Annotated in this window: 18 protein-coding genes; 6 read left to right on the forward strand and 12 right to left on the reverse strand. The window is 66.6% G+C overall.

The features are described from left to right. Positions 1 to 7: 7 nt before the first annotated feature. The 7 genes from N536_RS38660 to N536_RS0116405 all read right to left on the reverse strand — a co-directional run bounded on the left by N536_RS38660 (position 8) and on the right by N536_RS0116405 (position 5,812). Positions 8 to 2,341, reverse strand: a complete 2,334-nt coding sequence (locus N536_RS38660; protein WP_081809241.1) for a cation-translocating P-type ATPase — start codon at positions 2,339 to 2,341, stop codon at positions 8 to 10. A gap of 46 nt (positions 2,342 to 2,387) precedes the next feature. Continuing rightward, a complete protein-coding gene (locus tag N536_RS0116380; RefSeq protein ID WP_231514553.1) occupies positions 2,388 to 2,732 on the reverse strand; it encodes a heavy-metal-associated domain-containing protein in 345 nt (114 codons plus the stop codon). A 51-nt stretch (positions 2,733 to 2,783) separates the two neighbouring features. After that, positions 2,784 to 3,077, reverse strand: coding sequence for a metal-sensitive transcriptional regulator (locus tag N536_RS0116385; protein WP_029114586.1), 294 nt, complete (start codon positions 3,075 to 3,077; stop codon positions 2,784 to 2,786). Positions 3,078 to 3,274: 197 nt separating this feature from the next. After that, a complete protein-coding gene (locus tag N536_RS0116390; RefSeq protein WP_029114587.1) occupies positions 3,275 to 3,943 on the reverse strand; it encodes a DUF305 domain-containing protein in 669 nt (222 codons plus the stop codon). A 93-nt stretch (positions 3,944 to 4,036) separates the two neighbouring features. Continuing rightward, positions 4,037 to 4,444, reverse strand: coding sequence for a DUF6153 family protein (locus tag N536_RS40790; RefSeq protein ID WP_051574550.1), 408 nt, complete (start codon positions 4,442 to 4,444; stop codon positions 4,037 to 4,039). 64 nt (positions 4,445 to 4,508) lie between these two features. Beyond that, positions 4,509 to 5,438, reverse strand: coding sequence for a M56 family metallopeptidase (locus N536_RS0116400; RefSeq protein WP_029114588.1), 930 nt, complete (start codon positions 5,436 to 5,438; stop codon positions 4,509 to 4,511). Further along, entirely contained in the window at positions 5,435 to 5,812 is a 378-nt protein-coding gene (locus tag N536_RS0116405; RefSeq protein ID WP_029114589.1) for a BlaI/MecI/CopY family transcriptional regulator, read from the reverse strand. The genes N536_RS0116400 and N536_RS0116405 overlap by 4 nt, the downstream gene beginning before the upstream one ends. 304 nt (positions 5,813 to 6,116) lie before the next feature. On the opposite strand from N536_RS0116405, the gene ripA reads away from it, so the two are divergent. Together ripA and N536_RS0116415 are read left to right on the forward strand one after the other, a co-directional pair. Then, positions 6,117 to 7,484, forward strand: coding sequence for an NlpC/P60 family peptidoglycan endopeptidase RipA (ripA, locus tag N536_RS0116410; protein ID WP_029114590.1), 1,368 nt, complete (start codon positions 6,117 to 6,119; stop codon positions 7,482 to 7,484). Further along, a complete protein-coding gene (locus tag N536_RS0116415) occupies positions 7,484 to 8,971 on the forward strand; it encodes a multicopper oxidase family protein (RefSeq protein WP_036436632.1) in 1,488 nt (495 codons plus the stop codon). Before ripA ends, N536_RS0116415 begins: the two co-directional genes overlap by 1 nt. A 22-nt stretch (positions 8,972 to 8,993) precedes the next feature. Here the strand turns inward: N536_RS0116415 and N536_RS0116420 are convergent, their stop codons facing one another. Continuing rightward, a complete protein-coding gene (locus tag N536_RS0116420) occupies positions 8,994 to 10,301 on the reverse strand; it encodes an Ig-like domain-containing protein (RefSeq protein ID WP_197040154.1) in 1,308 nt (435 codons plus the stop codon). A 337-nt stretch (positions 10,302 to 10,638) separates the two neighbouring features. On the opposite strand from N536_RS0116420, the gene N536_RS0116425 reads away from it, so the two are divergent. Continuing rightward, the gene (locus N536_RS0116425; protein ID WP_029114593.1) at positions 10,639 to 11,601 is read left to right on the forward strand and encodes an amidohydrolase family protein; all 963 of its coding nucleotides are present in this window, start codon (positions 10,639 to 10,641) and stop codon (positions 11,599 to 11,601) included. 19 nt (positions 11,602 to 11,620) lie between these two features. Here the strand turns inward: N536_RS0116425 and N536_RS0116430 are convergent, their stop codons facing one another. Both N536_RS0116430 and N536_RS0116435 read right to left on the reverse strand, forming a co-directional pair. Next, positions 11,621 to 12,199 carry a cytochrome b gene (locus tag N536_RS0116430; protein WP_029114594.1) on the reverse strand — a complete coding sequence of 193 codons (579 nt, stop codon included), beginning with the start codon at positions 12,197 to 12,199 and terminating at the stop codon, positions 11,621 to 11,623. Next, entirely contained in the window at positions 12,196 to 13,287 is a 1,092-nt protein-coding gene (locus tag N536_RS0116435) for a catalase family peroxidase (protein ID WP_029114595.1), read from the reverse strand. The genes N536_RS0116430 and N536_RS0116435 overlap by 4 nt, the downstream gene beginning before the upstream one ends. A gap of 152 nt (positions 13,288 to 13,439) precedes the next feature. Here N536_RS0116435 and N536_RS0116440 point away from each other — a divergent pair, with 152 nt between their 5' ends. The 3 genes from N536_RS0116440 (at position 13,440) to N536_RS0116450 (ending at position 15,273) form a co-directional block, all read left to right on the forward strand. Beyond that, the gene (locus tag N536_RS0116440; RefSeq protein WP_029114596.1) at positions 13,440 to 13,868 is read left to right on the forward strand and encodes a metalloregulator ArsR/SmtB family transcription factor; all 429 of its coding nucleotides are present in this window, start codon (positions 13,440 to 13,442) and stop codon (positions 13,866 to 13,868) included. Further along, positions 13,865 to 14,878 (forward strand): cation diffusion facilitator family transporter, encoded by a 1,014-nt coding sequence (locus N536_RS0116445; protein ID WP_029114597.1) that lies wholly within the window; start codon positions 13,865 to 13,867, stop codon positions 14,876 to 14,878. The genes N536_RS0116440 and N536_RS0116445 overlap by 4 nt, the downstream gene beginning before the upstream one ends. Positions 14,879 to 15,036: 158 nt before the next feature. Continuing rightward, a complete protein-coding gene (locus N536_RS0116450) occupies positions 15,037 to 15,273 on the forward strand; it encodes a hypothetical protein (RefSeq protein WP_029114598.1) in 237 nt (78 codons plus the stop codon). 38 nt (positions 15,274 to 15,311) lie between these two features. Here N536_RS0116450 and N536_RS0116455 read toward each other — a convergent pair whose 3' ends face one another. Together N536_RS0116455 and N536_RS0116460 are read right to left on the reverse strand one after the other, a co-directional pair. Further along, positions 15,312 to 15,965: a response regulator transcription factor gene (locus N536_RS0116455; protein ID WP_029114599.1), complete on the reverse strand. Its 654-nt coding sequence runs from the start codon at positions 15,963 to 15,965 to the stop codon at positions 15,312 to 15,314. Between the two features lie 68 nt (positions 15,966 to 16,033). Then, a complete protein-coding gene (locus N536_RS0116460; protein ID WP_369798430.1) occupies positions 16,034 to 17,176 on the reverse strand; it encodes an ATP-binding protein in 1,143 nt (380 codons plus the stop codon). Positions 17,177 to 17,367 lie beyond the last annotated feature (191 nt).

Genomic DNA, 17,367 nt, shown 5'->3' on the forward strand with positions numbered 1-17,367 from the left:
GCGACGGTCAATTGCCGTTCTTCACCAATGGCTTCGGCACCGGATTGCGGTGCACCGCCGACGGAACCGGGTCGGAAGCCGTGCTGGTGAATCGGCGCAGCCGCAGGCTGTTGCTGACGACGAACACGGAGCTGAACGCCATCGCCGCGCCGGCGATGAGCGGGTTGAGCAGCCCGAGCGCTGCCAGCGGCAGTGCGGCGACGTTGTAGGCGAACGCCCAGAACAGGTTTCCCTTGATGGTCTTCAGCGTCGAGCGGGACAGCCGGATGGCGTCGGCGGCCGCGCGCAGATCGCCGCGCACCAGCGTCAGGTCCGACGCCTCGATCGCGACGTCGGTACCCGTTCCCATGGCCAGGCCCAGATCGGCCTGCACGAGCGCGGCGGCGTCGTTGACCCCATCCCCGACCATGGCGACCGTCCGCCCCTGCGCCTGAAGCTCTTTGACGGCGTTCACCTTGTCGGCGGGTAGCACTTCGGCAATGACGTCGTCGGGCCCGATGCCGACCTGCGCAGCGACCGCGTGGGCGGCGCGCCGGTTGTCGCCGGTCAACAGGTAGGGCCGCAGACCGAGCTCGCGGAACTGCGCGATGGCAGCGGCCGAAGAGTCCTTGATGGTGTCGGCGACGACGATCACACCGCGCACCGCGCCGTCCCAGGCCACCCAGACCGGGGTTTGGCCCTTGGCTTCGGCGGCCTCCGCGGTGGACACGAGATCGTCGGGAGCCCTCAGCGACCAGTCCTCGGTCAGCCATGTGCGCCGACCGACCAAGACTGCGCGGCCGTCGACGACGCCGCTCACGCCCTGACCGTTGTGGTTGGCGAAGTCCTCCACGGGGCTCAGCGTGGTGCCGTTCGCGGCGGCGGCGGCAATCGCGTCGGCGATCGGGTGTTGCGACGCCGCCTCCAAAGCCCCTGCCAGTTCGAGGACTTCGGCGGCGGCTTCGTCGGCCGCCGGGTGGACGCCGACGAGGCTCATCCGTCCGGTGGTGACGGTTCCGGTCTTGTCGAGGACGATGGTGTCGACCCGGCGGGTGGACTCGAGCACCTGCGGACCCTTGATGAGGATGCCGAGCTGGGCGCCGCGCCCGGTGCCCACCAACAGCGCCGTCGGTGTGGCCAGCCCGAGCGCACAAGGGCACGCGATGATCAGCACGGCGACCGCGGCAGTGAAGGCGACGGTCACCGAGTGTCCGGTCAGCAGCCAAGCAGCCAGCGTCATGAGCGACAGGGCGATGACGATCGGCACGAAGACACCCGACACCCGGTCGGCGAGGCGTTGCACGTCCGCCTTGCCGTTCTGGGCGTCCTCGACGAGCCGGGCCATCTGCGCCAGCTGGGTGTCGGCGCCGATCCGGTTGGCGCGCACGACCAGTCGGCCGCCGGCGTTGACCGTCGCGCCGGTGACCTGATCGCCCGGGCGCACCTCGACGGGCACCGATTCCCCGGTCAGCATCGACGCATCGACCGCCGAGGTGCCATCGGTCACGATCCCGTCCGTCGCGATCTTTTCGCCAGGGCGCACGACGAACAGGTCCCCCACCGCCAATTGCGCCGTGGGAATCCGGGTTTCGGTACCGTCACGGAGCACGGCGACGTCCTTGGCGCCCATGTCGAGCAGGGCGCGCAATGCGGCACCGGAGCGCGTCTTCGCCCGTGCCTCGAAGTACCGCCCGGCGAGGATGAACACCGTCACGGCGGCGGCGACCTCGAGGTAGATGTGCTCGGCGCCGGACGATCCGTCGGGCAGCAAGCTGAACGCCATCCGCATGCCCGGCATCCCCGCGTGCCCGAAGAACAGCGCCCACAGCGACCACAGATACGCCGCCCCGACACCCAGCGAGATCAGGGTGTCCATCGTCGCAGCGCCGTGGCGGGCGTTGGACCAGGCGGCCCGGTGGAACGGCAACGCGCCCCACACCACGACCGGTGAAGCCAACGTCAAGGCGAGCCACTGCCAGTTGGTGAATTGCAGTGCCGGGATCATCGACAGCGCGATCACCGGCACGGTTAGTACCAGCGAGACCAACAGACGGGTTCGCAACGCGTCGGCTTCGGTGGAGTGCGGTGCATCGTCGGCGTCGTCGTCGGCTTTCGGCGGCTCTGGCGCGGTGGCGGTGTAGCCCGTCGCCTCGACGGTGGCGATCAGGGTGGCAGGCTCGACTGAGTCCGGATACGTCACCTTCGCCTTCTCGGTGGCGTAGTTGACGGTGGCGTGGACCCCGTCGAGCTTGTTCAGCTTCTTCTCGATCCGGGCCGCACACGAGGCGCACGTCATCCCGCCGATCGACAACTCGATGTCGCGTGAATTCTCAACGTCGGCAACGTGTTCGGTGGCGCTCATGTCGTGTCCTTTCGTGCGTGGTGGCCGGTTGGTGCGACGGAGGTCGTCAGTCGGCGAGGTGGTAGTCGCCTGCCTCGTCGAGGGCGGCGGCCACGTCGTGACGACTGACCGGGCGGTCGCTGGTGACGGACACCGTCGAGATACCGCCGGGAACCAGATCTACGGAGACCTCGGTGACGCCAGGGACGGCGTTCAGTTCCTCGGTGACCGCGGCAGCGCAGTGACCGCAGGTCATTCCGGTGACGGCGAACGTGGTCGTGAGGGCAGTGCTCAAGTCCTGCTCCGTTTCGTGGTCGTGGCTGGAAGTGGTGGCCGTTCGGGGTGCTCGACATCCGCACCCCGAGCCGGAGGATTGCACCAGTGGCAGCGAGGCCGTCAGGTCGAGACTCATCGTGGACGTCCTTTCGTGGGGGTTCAGGAGCGGGGGTTCAGGAGCGGGGGTTCAGGAGCGGACGAGGCGTGCGATGGCCGCGGAGGCTTCGCTGATCTTCTGATCGGCGACGTCGCCGCCCTGCTGGACGGCATCGCTGACGCAGTGGGTCAGGTGTTCGTCGAGGAGGCTCAACGCGACCGACTCCAGCGCCTTGGTCGCGGCCGATATCTGGGTGAGCACGTCGATGCAGTAGGAGTCGTTCTCCACCATCCGTGCCACACCCCGGACTTGTCCCTCGATGCGGCCCAGGCGTCTCAAGTGCGCGTCCTTGGAATCCAGGTACCCCGGTGCAGTCGTTTCCATCGTTCCTCCTACCGAGCTGATACCCATAGGGGGTATCCGTAAACTCCACCATACCCCACGGGGGTATTACGTCAAGGGGTTCGAAAACTCCGAGTTGGGAAAGCTGCCGCTGCAGGGCACTGGCCGGCGCACCCATCAAAGCCGAACGGGTGCCCGACGGGCCGACGCCCGCCGAGCACCCGTCTCAGACGATGCGGTCAGCCCTGGCCGAGCATGCCGCGCATCTGCGTGATCTCCGCCTCCTGATTGGCGATGATGGCCTGTGCCATCTTCTTGACGTCGGGGTTCGACCCGTCACGCAGCTCGGTGTTCGACATGTCGATGGCGCCGGTGTGGTGATCGATCATCATCTGCAGCCACATGCGGTCGAACGCCGGGCCCGACAACCCTTCCAGCGACGTCATCTGCTCGGCCGACATCATTCCCGGCATGTCCATACCCGAGTGGCCGGAGCCCGCAGTCGGGGCCGGCTTGCCGAAACTCGCCAGCAGCTCGGTCATTTGGGTCATTTCCGGACCCTGCGCCTTCTCGATGTTCTGCGCCAGCGTGACGACCTGCTGATTCTGCGTGCGGCCCTCGACCAGCTTGGACATGTCGACCGCTTGGGCGTGATGGGGATACATCATCTGCAGGAACATCACGTCCGCGTCGTTGAAGTCACTGCGCGTGCCGCTCGGGGCGGCCGTGGCCGACGCGGACGTCGACATCGATGAACCACCGTGGTCCATCCCCGGCATCGAGCCGCTCATCCCTGGCGAACTCGAGGGGGTGGACGTGTCGCTGCCGTTGCTACAGCCGGCGACGGTCAGGGCCGCCGCCGTGGCGGCGGCGATGGCGATGGTCTTGATCGTGGTGGAACTGAACATGGTTGTCTTCCTTTGCGAAGTGTCGAATGAAATGGAGTCGGACGGCGTCTACCCAGGAGCGAGCGCATTGCGCCGCCCACGGGAGGAGGCCTGTCAGACCCGCAGGATCGACAGTTCGGAAAGTGAGAGGACGGCCCAGGGCGGCGCACGTTCGCGACGCCGGCACCGGTGGCGGAGTTGCGAGACGATCAGCGTCGTACGCGCGACGCCGATCCAGTACAACAAAGCCAGGCCCCCGAGGACCGACACGGCGGTCATGACGAACACGCAGCCGTGCATTCCGGCGTGCTGCGGAGCGCAGTCATCGGTGTCGCATGGCGTGTCGGCAGGCTTCTCGTGCCCGCCCATCTGCTGGTGCCCGGCCATGGCGTGCATGCCGGTAGCGTCGGGCCCTGGCGTGATCGCGACGGCGTGCATCGTGACGATGCCACCCAACAGCGCCAGCAGCAGAAGCACTTGCACTGCGGCCGGCAGCCGTGTCACGCCACGCAATTCAGCCACGTCGCCATGATAGCCAGCACGAAATCACGATTGAAGCATACCCCTCTGGGGTATGCGGCCATCATCAGTGGTGACAGAGCACGCCGGTGAACAGTGGAACGGCGACCGTCAAACCAATCACGGCCCACAGCCTCACCCGGTCACGCCAGCGCGCACCGGTCGGTGCAGGCGACGCCAGCCGTGTCGCCCGGTCCAACACCGCCGTACTCGCCGCCCCGAGCGCCGAAGCCGGAATTGTTGGCCTACCAACGAGATTCATCAACCCACACAACAGGGGGTGGGGGCCATGGCGGCGCGCCGCAGTGTCATCGGCGCACATCTCCAGAAGTCGCGCCACCGCGTCCGGTCCGGCGACGAGCAGCGGCAGCCGGGGCAGCCCGGCGGCGACGGCGCGCAGCAGCATCAATAGCTGATGGTGACGACCGCGGAGGTGTGCCTGCTCGTGGGCCAGCACCGCGGCCAGCTGATCGTCCTCGAGGGTGGCGACGGCGGCGGTGGTGACCACGATGGCGCAGGGCCGCCCGGCAACGCAATACGCCGCGGGCCGTTCGGCTTCCACCACGACGACGTCGCGCCACCGGGTTGGCGACCCGACGACACGGGCCGCCATGGCATGCCGATGACTGTGCGACCGCAGCTTGCGCAGGGTGCGGCCGATCCGCCGGCCGGTCAACGCCGATACCACCAGAGCCAGGCCGATCAAACCGATCCCGAGCGTCGCGGCGACGGGGCGGGCCATGTCGATCTGTCCGACGTGGCCCATGAGTTCCAGGCACACCGTCCACACCGGACCGCCGAACACCGTCCGTGCGGCATCGACGATCAAGACGACGACGGCCGCCAGCCAGGCGCCCATGACGCCCCCGATCGCCGTCAACCAGGCAGCCACGCCCAGGAGCGGGTTGATGCCGCTGGCGGTGATCTTCGCCAACACCCGCGGTCCGAGCCAACTCAGCAGCGCCGCGTACAGCACCAGGCCCGCCGCGACGCTCATGAACCGGACCGCCCGTCGATGATGCGGCGCAGCGCGGCCTGCACCTCGGCCGACTCGTCGTCGTTCATCTGATCGAGGAAGAAGGTGAGGACCAAGTCGGTGTCCCCTCCAGATTCGAAGGCATCGCGCATCAGCTTGGCGGAGTGCTCTTCGCGGGTCATCTTCGGCCGGTAGTGATAGGCCTTGCCGACCCGCTCGCGGACCAGCCAGCCCTTGCGGTGCAGGTTGTCCATCGTCGAGAGCACGGTGGTGTACGCGATCGCGCGGTCACTGGCGAGCTCGTCGAAGATGTCGCGGACCGTACTGACCTCGCCGCGGATCCACAATCGATCCATCACGACGGCCTCGAGTTCACCGAACCCACGGACTCGCACGGCTCACCTCTGCTGTCTTCAGCTGCGACACCTCGCAGCGGCGGGCTGTTGATGCCTTCGAAGCCAACCTAGGGCCCGAAGGGTTCCGCGCCAACCGTGGCGCGGCTGCCCCGGGAAACGGATTCGTTACGGAAGTTACCAATGATGCCTATGTGATGTACGGTACCCCAACGTACGGCTTAACTACGTACTATGTTTCTACGTAGTTTCGAGCCGTCCGATGGAACCGGGGACATCGCGCCGCAGCCAGTGGCCGTAGTCCGAGTCATAGGGAGACATCAGTCGGATGGCATCCAGTCGGGCAATGTGGACATTCACGTCGAGGATGGTGGCAGCCGTGGTGGCATTGACCATGATCAGCGCGCCGTCACCTGCGCTCGCGGACCCAAGCCCGGGTGGCGAGGAGGTGGCCGCGCTCGTAGTGCGGGTGGCCGAGGCCGATCAACGACTGCAGGAAGTCGGCGCGCAGATACAAGGCCGCCAGGAAGGCGTCAACAAGGCGATCGCCGAGGTGCAGACGGCGCGCGAGCTTGCAGCTCAGGCCAGCAGGGACGTGCAGGCCGCACAGCTGGCGGTGCGCGACGCCACTTCGGCGATCGAGGCGGCTCAGCGCCGGTTCGACACGTTCGCAGCCTCCACCTATGTCCAGGGCCCGTCGGGGTCGTATCTCACGGCGACGAATCCGGACGAGATGATCGCCACGGCCGGCGCCGGGCAGACGCTGCAGATCAGCTTCGAGAAGACCGTGGCCGATCTGGCCAGAACGCGTACCGAACTGGTCAACAAGGAGTCCTCCGCACGCGCAGCCCAACAACGAGCCGACGACACCGCAGCCCAGGCGCAAGCCAGCATGGACACTGCCGTGGCCACCTTCACCGACACGCAACGGCAGTTCGGAGCCCAACAGGCCGAGGTGGACCGGCTCGTCGAGCAGCGGCGGGACGCCCAGGCCCGGCTCGACGCGGTGCGAACTCAATCGACGTCGGCGGGCCCAGCGCAGGCGCCCGCGGCGGACGGCGACGACTGGGACACTGCAGCCGCGCAGCCGTCCGAAACCCAGTGGGACACCAAGCTTCCGATGGTGCCGAGCGCCAACGTCGCCGGTGATCCCATCGCGATCATCAACACCGTGCTTCAGATATCGACGACCTCAGCCCAACTCACCGCCAACATGGGTCGCCAGTTCCTCACCAAACTCGGCATCCTTCCCGCCGCCACCGCCGCCGTCGATCCGGGAATCACCAATGGACGAATCCCGCGGGTCTACGGCCGGGAGGCGTCCGAGTACGTCATTCGCCGCGCGATGTCGCAGCTCGGCGTGCCGTACTCCTGGGGCGGCGGCAACGCCAACGGGCCTTCCAACGGAATCGACCAGGGCGCAGGCACAGTCGGCTTCGACTGCTCCGGCCTGTATCTGTACGCATTCGCCGGGGTTGGCATCAAACTGGACCACTACTCTGGCTCGCAGTACAACGCCGGCCGCAAGATTCCCTCGGCGCAGATGCGCCGCGGCGACCTGATCTTCTACGGCCCCAACGCCAGCCAGCACGAGGCCATGTATTTGGGCAACGGCCAGATGCTCGAAGCGCCCTACACCGGGTCGCAGGTCAGGGTGGCTCCCGTGCGGACCAGTGGCATGACCCCCTACGTCACGAGGTTGATCGAATACTGATGGAACATCTCTCACTGAGCCGGCGACAGTTCGTCGCGGCAGCCGTCGCCGGTGGCTTGACGCTCGCGGGCTGCACGCGTTCGAACACTCCGACGACGACCGGCAAGTCCGAGATCGACGCCGCCGAAGCGGCGCGCCCGCACACCGGACGCGTGGTTACGGCGAGACTCACCGCACGGCCCGCAACGCTGGATCTCGGTGGCGTCCAAGCCCGTACCCTCGCCTACGGAGCTGAGCTGCCCGGCCCACTCATCCGCGCCAATGTCGGCGACGAACTCGCCGTAACCCTGGCCAACGAGCTTCCACATGCCACGTCGGTGCACTGGCATGGCATCGCGCTGCGCAACGACATGGACGGCGCCTCCCCCGCCACCCCCGACATCGACCCCGGCCGGGACTTCACCTACCGATTCTCGGTGCCGCATTCCGGAACCTACTGGGCTCACCCACACACCGGCCTGGACGCCGACTACGGGCTGTATTTGCCGGTGATCGTCGACGATCCCAAGGAGCCAGGCGACTACGACGCCGAGTGGATCGTCGTCCTCGACGATTGGACCGACGGGGTCGGCAAGACACCCGAGCAGATCTGGCAGGACCTCGGCGGCGGCGGAGCACCTGCACACGACGACATGCCGGGCATGGACATGTCGAGCATGGCGGGTGTCGGTACCAGCATCCTGCTCGGCGGAGACGCCGGTGACGTCAAGTACCCCTATTACCTGATCAACGGTCGAATCCCAGCAGCGCCAACGACATTCCCCGTCAAGTCCGGGCAACGGATCCGAGTGCGGATCATCAACGCCGGATCTGACACCGCGTTCCGGGTCGCCCTCGCGGGACACCCGATGACCGTCACGCACACCGACGGCTTCCCCGTCGTGCCGACCGAAGTCGACGCCCTACTGGTGGGCATGGGTGAACGCTACGACGTGATCGTCACCGCGAAGGACGGGGTCTTTCCTCTGGTGGCGGTGGCCGAGGGGAAGGACGCGCTGGCGCGCGCACTGCTGTCGACCGGTGCCGGCGACGCCCCGGACGTCGGGTATCGGCCCGCCGAGTTGAGCGGCCGCATCGGAACCGTCGACACGTTCGCCGCCACCGCGGAGGTGTCGTTCCCGCCCGCTGCTGCCGACGCCACCCTCACCGCCGAACTGACCGGGTCGATGATGGGCTACGACTGGGCGATCAACGGCGTGCCCTTCGCCGACGCCAAGCCGATGACCCTGCAGCAGGGCCAACGGGTGACCCTCACCTTCCGCAACACCACGACGATGTGGCATCCAATGCACCTGCACGGCCACACCTTTCAGATGATGCGGCCCGACGGCAGCCTCGGCGCGCGCAAGGACACCGCGATCGTGCTGCCCAAGCAAACGGTGAGCACGACCTTCATCGCCGACAATCCAGGCGTCTGGATGATGCACTGCCACAACACCTATCACCAGGAAGCCGGCATGATGACCAGCCTCGAGTACGTGAAGTGATGCCGCGCCGGTACTGACGCCCTCACGTGTTTGCGTTGCCCGCCCGCCATTGCTCCCACGGAATGTTCCAGTCGCCCAAGCCGTCGATACCGGGCAATGTCGGGCCGACCGTGTTGACGACTTCGACGATGTCGCCACGTTTGGTGTTCTCGTAGAACCACTGCGCATTGTTGGTGTTGACGTTCAGGCAACCGTGGCTGACATTGCTGCGGCCCTGGCTATTCACCGACCACGGTGCGGCGTGCACGTAGATGCCGCTATAGGACATCTGCGTTGCCCACTCGACCTCGAGACGGTATCCGTTGGGCGAGTTCACGGGCACACCGTAGGTCGATGAATCCATGACGAGATCGCGGTAGCGATCACCGATGAGGTAGGTGCCGTTGTCGGTCGGTGAACTGTTCTTGCCCATCGAAACCGGCATCGTCTTGACCACCTGGCCATTCACGCGGACGGTCAGGGTCTTGGTGGTGTCGTCCGCCGTCGCAATGACCTCGTCGCCGATGGTGAAGCGGGTGCTGACGTCATCCTGACCGAACAGACCGTCGCCCATGTCGACGCCATAGATGTTCACCGCGACCTCCACCGTCGTGCCCGGCTTCCAGTAATTCTCTGGACGCCAACGCACTTCGCGGTTGCTCAGCCAGTAGAACGCACCTTCCACGGGCGGATTGGTGGTGACCTTGATGGCCTTCTCGGCCGCCGCACGGTCGGGGATGTTCTCGTCGAACCGGATCGCCACCGGCTGGCCGATGCCGACGACTTCCCCTTCGTTCGGCAGGACATAGGCCATGGTCAGATTCTCGGGCGACCGGGTCTGAAAGGTCATGTCGCTGCGCGCGATTCCGCCCAGCCCAAGCGCCTCGGCGGTGAGCGTGTACTGCTCGTTGTAGCCCAGCGGGTCCGTCGTGGCCCAAGTCAGGCCGTCAGGGCTGAGCCGACCCGCAACCGGCGTACCGTCCTCGCCGACCAGGCTGACTGTGCCCAACACGCCGCCGACGGCCGTGACGGTGACCGGCGAGTCCACCTCGACGCCGACGGCGCCGTCGACCGCGGACGCCTGCAGTTTCGGCATCAACATATTCGAGTACGGATCACCCTTCGCGCTGATCTCCTGCGCTGGCGATGGCTGTTGCGGCGCGGTGCTGCTGCTGTTGCTGTTGCACGCGCTGAGCAGCAATGCGACCGCTGCCAGCACGACGACGGCGGCCCGCCACAACCCACGCCGACCGATCAGTGAGCGGTTCTCCCGCACGCCTCGTCCCCCTTCTTCCACCGTTCGGCGCAGTTGAACCGCCACCGCGAGTTGACGTCTGATGACCGCCTTCATTCTACGGCCTTACTACGTAGGTCGTCCGGCGCGCGGCCCTGAGCTGCCGGTTCGTGTCCTACCCTCTTCCCCGATCGAACACGAGTTACACCTGAAGCCCTGGTTTTCCCGACCATCGAGTCCGGTTTTCCACCTTGTCACCCCGTCGCCGCAAAGAGTTGACTGAGACCGCAGAGCGGCCCGCCTGATCCGAGGCCTTCCGAATCCTCAGTCCGGGTGGACGAGTGGCACACAAGCCCATTGCCGGGCATTAGCCCAGCGCCCCTTCAGGCGATTCACAGGATACCCCTGGAGGGTATATTCGGTTGGTGGTCACCGAACCACGGAAGGAAACACCATGCGGGTAATCGCCATTGAAGAGCATTACGCTCACCCAGCATTTCAGACACCTGAGGCGCTCGCCAATCTCCGTCGGCATCCGCAACTTTCACACCTCCAGGAAAAGCTGGAAGACGTTGGCGCGGGCCGGATCGCGGACATGGATGCGGCCGGCATCGATCTGCAGGTGTTGTCGCACAACGTGCCGGGCGCCGAAGCGTTCGAGCCAGAACACGCCGTGGCGAACACTCGCACGGTGAACGACGACTTGGCCAAGACGGTCGCCGAACATCCCGATCGATTCGCCGGCTTCGCGGCGCTGCCGATGCGCGATCCCGGTGCTGCCGCGGCCGAGTTGCAGCGCACGGTGTCGGAGCTCGGCTTCAAGGGCGCCATGCTCAACGGCCTGACCGACGGCAAATTCCTCGACGACCCGGTGTTCCTGCCGGTGCTGGAATCCGCCGCGGGGCTGGACGTCCCGCTGTACCTGCATCCGTCGCTTCCGCCGCCCAGCGTCGCCGAGACCTATTACGGCGGACTGGATCCCGTCGTCGCCAGTCTCCTGGGCGCGGCAGGCTGGGGTTGGCACGCCGAAACCGCGCTGCACTTACTCCGCCTCATCGTCACGGGTGTCTTCGATCGCTTCCCCGAATTGCAGGTGATCATCGGTCACATGGGCGAGATGATTCCGTTCGCGTTGGCGCGGATCGACACGGTGCTGACGCCCGTTACCTCACTACGCCAGCCGGTGGCCGAGTACTTTCAGACCAACGTCTTCATGACGACCAGCGGGTACACCACCTTTCCCCCACTGCAGTGCGCACTCTCGGTCATCGGGATCGACCGATTGATCTTCTCGGTCGACTATCCCTACACCGACAATCGCGCAGCGCGTGCACTGCTCGACACGGCGCCGATGAGCCCGCGCGACAAGGCGAAACTAGCGCATGGCAACGTCGAGCAACTCCTGCGATTGGGCTGACCTGCGCCGGCGTCGCCCGTCACCTCGACCCGCGGGACGATGAAAACGTCATGCGGCGCAGCATTCCGTCGCCGAGCGTGATGCTGTGCAAGAGCACCGCGGAAACGTGCGCGGCGACAACGGCTACGAGCGCATACGCCAACGCCGAATGGGTCTCGCGCAGCGCGGAGAACACCGCCGCGTCGACCGGAGCGATAGCGGGCAGCCGCACGTGTCCGAACACGACGACGGGGACGCCCGACGCCGAGACCATCGCCCAGCCGACCACCGGCTGCGCAATCAACAAGGCATACAAGGCCATCTCCGAACCGATCACCATCCATCGTTCGACCCTGCCCACGGTGTTCGGCAACGCCGGTGGCCGATGTGTCAACCGGTTGATCACCCGCACGATGACGACGCCGAGCACCGACACACCGAGCGCCCTGTGCACCATCACCAGCGTCGCGTAGTGCCCCGGCGAGTTCACCATGACGAACCCGATGAACAGCACCACAACGAACAGGATCGCCGTCAGCCAGTGCAGGATTCGGCCGAGAGGGGTGTACTTTCGCTCGCCGGGCGGCGCGGCCGACTGCTCCTCGCGCGTCGTGCTCACAGCGCGGCATCCTCGATCGTGACTGCCGGGTCACCCTTGGGTTCGCGCGTGCGCAGCCGGTAGGACGCGGCGTACACGGCGGAGCGCGCACTCAGCAGCGGGTCCTCGGAGGGTTCGATGCCATCCGGAAGGACCAGCGGGTCGAAGTTCACGTCTCGCGCATTGCCGGGGCCCTCGGTGGCGATCGAGTTCAGGGTGAGGATGCCCGCGTCGATGACTCGCCGATCCGGAGGCAGCGGAATGGTGGCATCCGCAATGGGATCCGATGGTTCGGCCATGGTCAGCGACAGCCGCCACCGCAGCGGCGCCTTGCGAACCTGGCGAATGACGTCGTCGAACATCCAATTTTGGCTGCTCCCGTCCTTACGGAGGATCGGCGGCGAGATGGGAATGAGCGACCAGCGGACCGGATGCCGGACGGCGGCATGGTCGACCAGGTAGAAGGTGTTCAGGCCGTGAAAGCTGCTGTCGGCGAAGCCCGTCGCGGGTGGGTTGGCCTTGATGACCGACATGGCCCGCACGGTTTCCGGATGAGCGGCGAGGAAGCGTGCCGTCGCCCGCGGGTCCGGCTTGCCGGTGCCCGGCGAGTTTTTCGAGGCAACCAGGCGGTCGCAGAAGCCCTGCGGCGAGTTGTCCGGGAACACCGGCAGATTCAGCATCGCCGTACGCCATTGCTCCCCGCCGGGCAGAGTGAACTGCAATCCGAGTCCCCGTGCAGCGGTGGTGTTGTCCGCCACCGCGTGGTCTCCTCCCGACAACGAGAACCTCCCAACGACGGGGTAGCGACCGGGCCGGAATACGGCTGCCTTGCAGACCTGTTGAGCGGCACCGTTGGCGTCGAAGTAGCCGGCGACGGCAACCCCCTTTGCGTGGTTCTTCCTGAACCCCAATTGCGGCCCGTTGACCCACTTGAACGCGTCGATGAAGGTCTGCTGTCGCAGCCGGTCGCCGCCGCCGATCCACCCCGCGCTGTACAGGACGGCGCCCAGGTCGATCGCGAGAAAGCCGCCCACTGCGGCCATCCCCAACAAGACTCGCCGCCTGTTGAGCCCTGCCGATGGCGGTTCCGGCTTGGGCTCTGAGGGCATGGTCATCTCCTGGCTAATGGGGCTTCGTCCGCGTACGCAGTTTGAGAATCGCTTCCGGGGGCGCCGTCGTCATTGCGGCTGCCACCCAGCGGTACCCCCCACCCAGCGGGAAGAGGAGTTCAGCGCGGGTCGACGCCATGTACTATCTGCGTATGAATGCAGATAGGGAGGCATGTCGGCGTCCGTTGCCCGAGGATCAGCTCGGATTGATCGTCGAGGTCTTCCGGATGCTCGCCGACACCACCCGCGTTCAGGTCCTGTGGGCACTGGTCGCCCGCGAGATGTCGGTCAACGAGCTCGCCGAACACGTCGGAAAGCCAGCTCCGTCGGTGTCGCAACACTTGGCGAAACTGCGGATGGCTCGCCTCGTCCGTACCCGTCGGCATGGCACGACGATCTTCTACTCCTTGGAGAACGACCACATCGGTCAGCTCGTCACCGACGCAGTCTTCAACGCCGAACACGCTGGACCAGGCATCCCCGGTCATCACCGCACCGCCGATCAACTACGGACGCTGCACGCCAACGCTTCCAGCACCTCGGAGGCAGGCCGCTCGCCGCGCAAGGAGCGGGGCGCATGACCCATCAAGCGGATCACGACCACGACCACGACCACGGCGGGCACCACCACGACCACGAGGGCCGGGACGGCAGCGTCGGCGCCGCGTTGCGGGAGGTGTTCGCGCCACACAGCCACGACGCCTCCGACAGCATCGACGGTGCACTGGAGTCCAGCGCCGCGGGCATCCGCGCCGTGAAGATCAGCCTGCTCGCGCTGGGCGCCACCGCCATCGTCCAACTGGTCATCGTGCTGCTCTCGGGCTCGGTAGCACTGCTGGCCGACACCATCCACAACTTCTCCGACGCGTTGACGGCCGTCCCGCTCTGGATCGCGTTCGCGTTGGGCCGGCGCGCCGCGACCCGCCGCTACACCTACGGCTTCGGCCGTGCCGAAGACCTCGCGGGGCTGTTCGTGATCGCGATGATCGCGCTCTCCGCCGCCGTGGCGGCCTACGAATCGGTGCGGCGCCTCATTGATCCGGTGACGATCGAACACGTCGGCTGGGTCGCGGCCGCCGGCCTCGTCGGGTTCATCGGCAACGAACTAGTCGCCGTCTACCGCATCCGCATTGGGCGCCGCATCGGTTCCGCCGCGTTGGTCGCCGACGGCCTGCACGCCCGCACCGACGGATTCACCTCGCTGGCAGTGCTTCTCGGTGCCGGCGGCGTGGCGCTGGGCTTCCCGCTCGCCGACCCCATCGTCGGAATCCTGATCACGATCGCGATACTCGCGGTGCTGCGCACCGCCGTGCGCGACGTACTCCGTCGCCTGCTCGATGGTGTCGATCCCGAACTCGTGGACACCGCCGAACGAGCCCTGGCAGCCGAGCCCGGTGTCACCGCCGTCCGCAGCGTGAAGATGCGCTGGATCGGCCATCGCCTGCATGCCGATGCGGAGTTGGACATCGACCCCGCGACCAGCCTGAGCGAGGCGCACCGCATCGCGCACGAGGCCGAACACACACTGACCCACGCGGTACCCAAACTGTCGACGGCGCTTATCCACGCCTACCCCTCGGGACACGATTGACTCCGGTCGCGCGTACGCGCTACGTGCTGGCCGGTAGACGTAAACCCCCACTGACGTCAGTCGTGAATGGGGGTCTCCCGTGGCGACTTGCACTGCCTTGACGGCAATCCTGGAGTGAGCCCCCAGACCGGGGCATCGATTGCATAGGAGCATCACTCATGGGAACCAAGATCAGTGCACTCACGCTACTGCTGGCAGCAGGTGCCGGCGCGATTGCCATCTCCGCTGCACCGATTGCGGCGGCGGATACCCCGTCGTGCAGTTCCATCGGCCCGAATTCCGAATGCCAGACACCCGGCAACGTCCAGATCAACGATTCCGCGCCCGTCCAGTACGCGCAGCAGTACCCCGACTTCTCGCTATTCGGCCTCGGTCGGGCCGGCGGCCATCGCTAGCCGGCATCCGCTTCGCCGACCGCCGCCCACCGACCGCGTCAGCGCGCCTCGAGGAACGTGATCACAGCCAGGACGCGGCGGTGGGCGTCGTCGGTCGCCGGGAGATCCAGCTTGTTCAGAATGCTGCTCACGTGCTTTGCGACGGTGCCCTCGGCAACCCAAAGTCGGTGCGCGATACCCGCATTCGAACGACCCTCCGCCATCAGTGCCAACACCTCGAGTTCCCGCGCGCTGAGGGCGGACAGTGGGTCACTGCGCCGGCTTGCCGACACCAGCTCGGACACCAGCGCCGGATCCACGACCGATGCCCCCTTTGCGATGCGCTGAAGGGTGTCGACGAAGTCGGCCACGTCGGTGACCCGACTCTTCATCAGATAGCCCACGCTGCGGCCGCTGCCGAGCAGTTCCATCGCCTGATCGACCTCGACGTGCGCGGAGAGCAACACGATCGCGATGTCGGGCAGCTCCGCGCGAATCACGCGCGCCGCGTCGAGTCCCTCACTGCCGTGGGTGGGCGGCATCCGGATGTCGGTCACCACCAGCTCCGGCGTCGTGTCCCGCACCACCGCGAGCAACCCAGGTCCGTCGCCGGCTTGTCCGACGACCTCAAACCCACTGCGCCCCAGCAGGCTAACGATGCCCTCACGCAGCAAGACGTCGTCCTCGGCCACGACCACACGCACCGGCGTCATTCCGCAGCGGATGTGCGGGGCGCCGCCGTACTCGCCGAACCTATTCCGCGCAGTCGGGGGGCGATCCGTCACTGGACGCGCAGTGGGATCGTCGCCGTCAGCGACGTCCCGATGCCGATCGGGCTGGAGACCAGCAGGCGTCCCCCGAGCGCCTCGACACGGTCCCGGAGTCCGAGGAGTCCCGATCCCCTGCGGGAGTCGGCGCCACCGGACCCGTCGTCGTGAATGGACAGCCGTAAGTCGTCGGCGTCGGCATTCACCTCCACCGTCACGCCGGATGCCTGGGCGTGCTTGGCGGCGTTCGTCAACGATTCCGCCACAACGTAATACGCGGCCACCTCGGCACAGTCGGGCAACCGCCGGTCCACACCGAGAAGAAGTTCGACGGGGACCGCTGAGCGGCGCGCAAGCGTCTTGAGCGCGGGCGCCAATCCACCACGCGAGAGAACCGCCGGATGAATGCCACGGGAAATGTCCTGAAGATCCTTGGATACCCCCACCAGACCCTCGACGATGTCCGACATCTGCCGACGCAGATCGTCCAGCTCGGCCGGCACGAGCTCTTGCGCAGAGCGAAGATTGAGCCCGAGCGAAACCAACCGTTGCTGCGCACCGTCGTGCAGGTCGCGTTCGAACCGCCGTCTCGCGTCATCGCCGGCGGAAACGATCCGCGCGCGCGAAGCGGTGAGCTGTTCGGCAAGCACGCGGAGTTCCTCCCGGCTCGACTCCGCCTCGCGGCGACGCTGATCCGCCTCCGCCGCTCGCGTCCGCGCCAAATACGCCAGCGTGTTCGCCACCAAGGCGACCAAGACGAACACGCCGATGACCGCCCAGTCGTCGGCACCCCAGATCACGCGGAGCGGCCACTCGCGGAAGTTGTCGAAGGCAAGGGCGCTGGCCACCGACGTCGTCGCCGCCAGCCCGAAACCCCACACCGTCGACACCAACAGGACGCCGAGCACGTACAACACCCCGAACGCGCTCATCGGAGCGAAGTAATGGAGCAGAATGACGGCGCCCGTCTCCGCCAGGATGAACGCCGCAGCCACCAGCAGTCCCAGCCACAGGGGTGGAGTTACCGGACGAAGCAACAGGGTGATGAGGCGCGCACGCATCGGTGGCCGACCTAGTTCCGCATCGATGGGCCGGCGGTCGGCTACGACGACCGCCGAGGACAGCAGGCCCAGCGCCTGCACACTGCTCCGCGTCATGACTTCGGTTCTGTTCGATCGTTGCGGCCATGTACATGGCCCCGTGCGCGACGGTAATCCGCAACCATGTGAGATCCCTGGGAACCTGCCACGATCTCGCCGACGCCGTGCGCGGGCCGTACTTCATTGCAGCTGGCCGGTATACGGCAGGTAGCGCTGGCGGGGGCGTCCAGATGGGTACCAGCCTCGAC

The sequence above is a fragment of the Mycobacterium sp. URHB0044 genome (assembly GCF_000620625.1).
In the GTDB taxonomy this organism is placed as follows: Bacteria; Actinomycetota; Actinomycetes; order Mycobacteriales; family Mycobacteriaceae; genus Mycobacterium.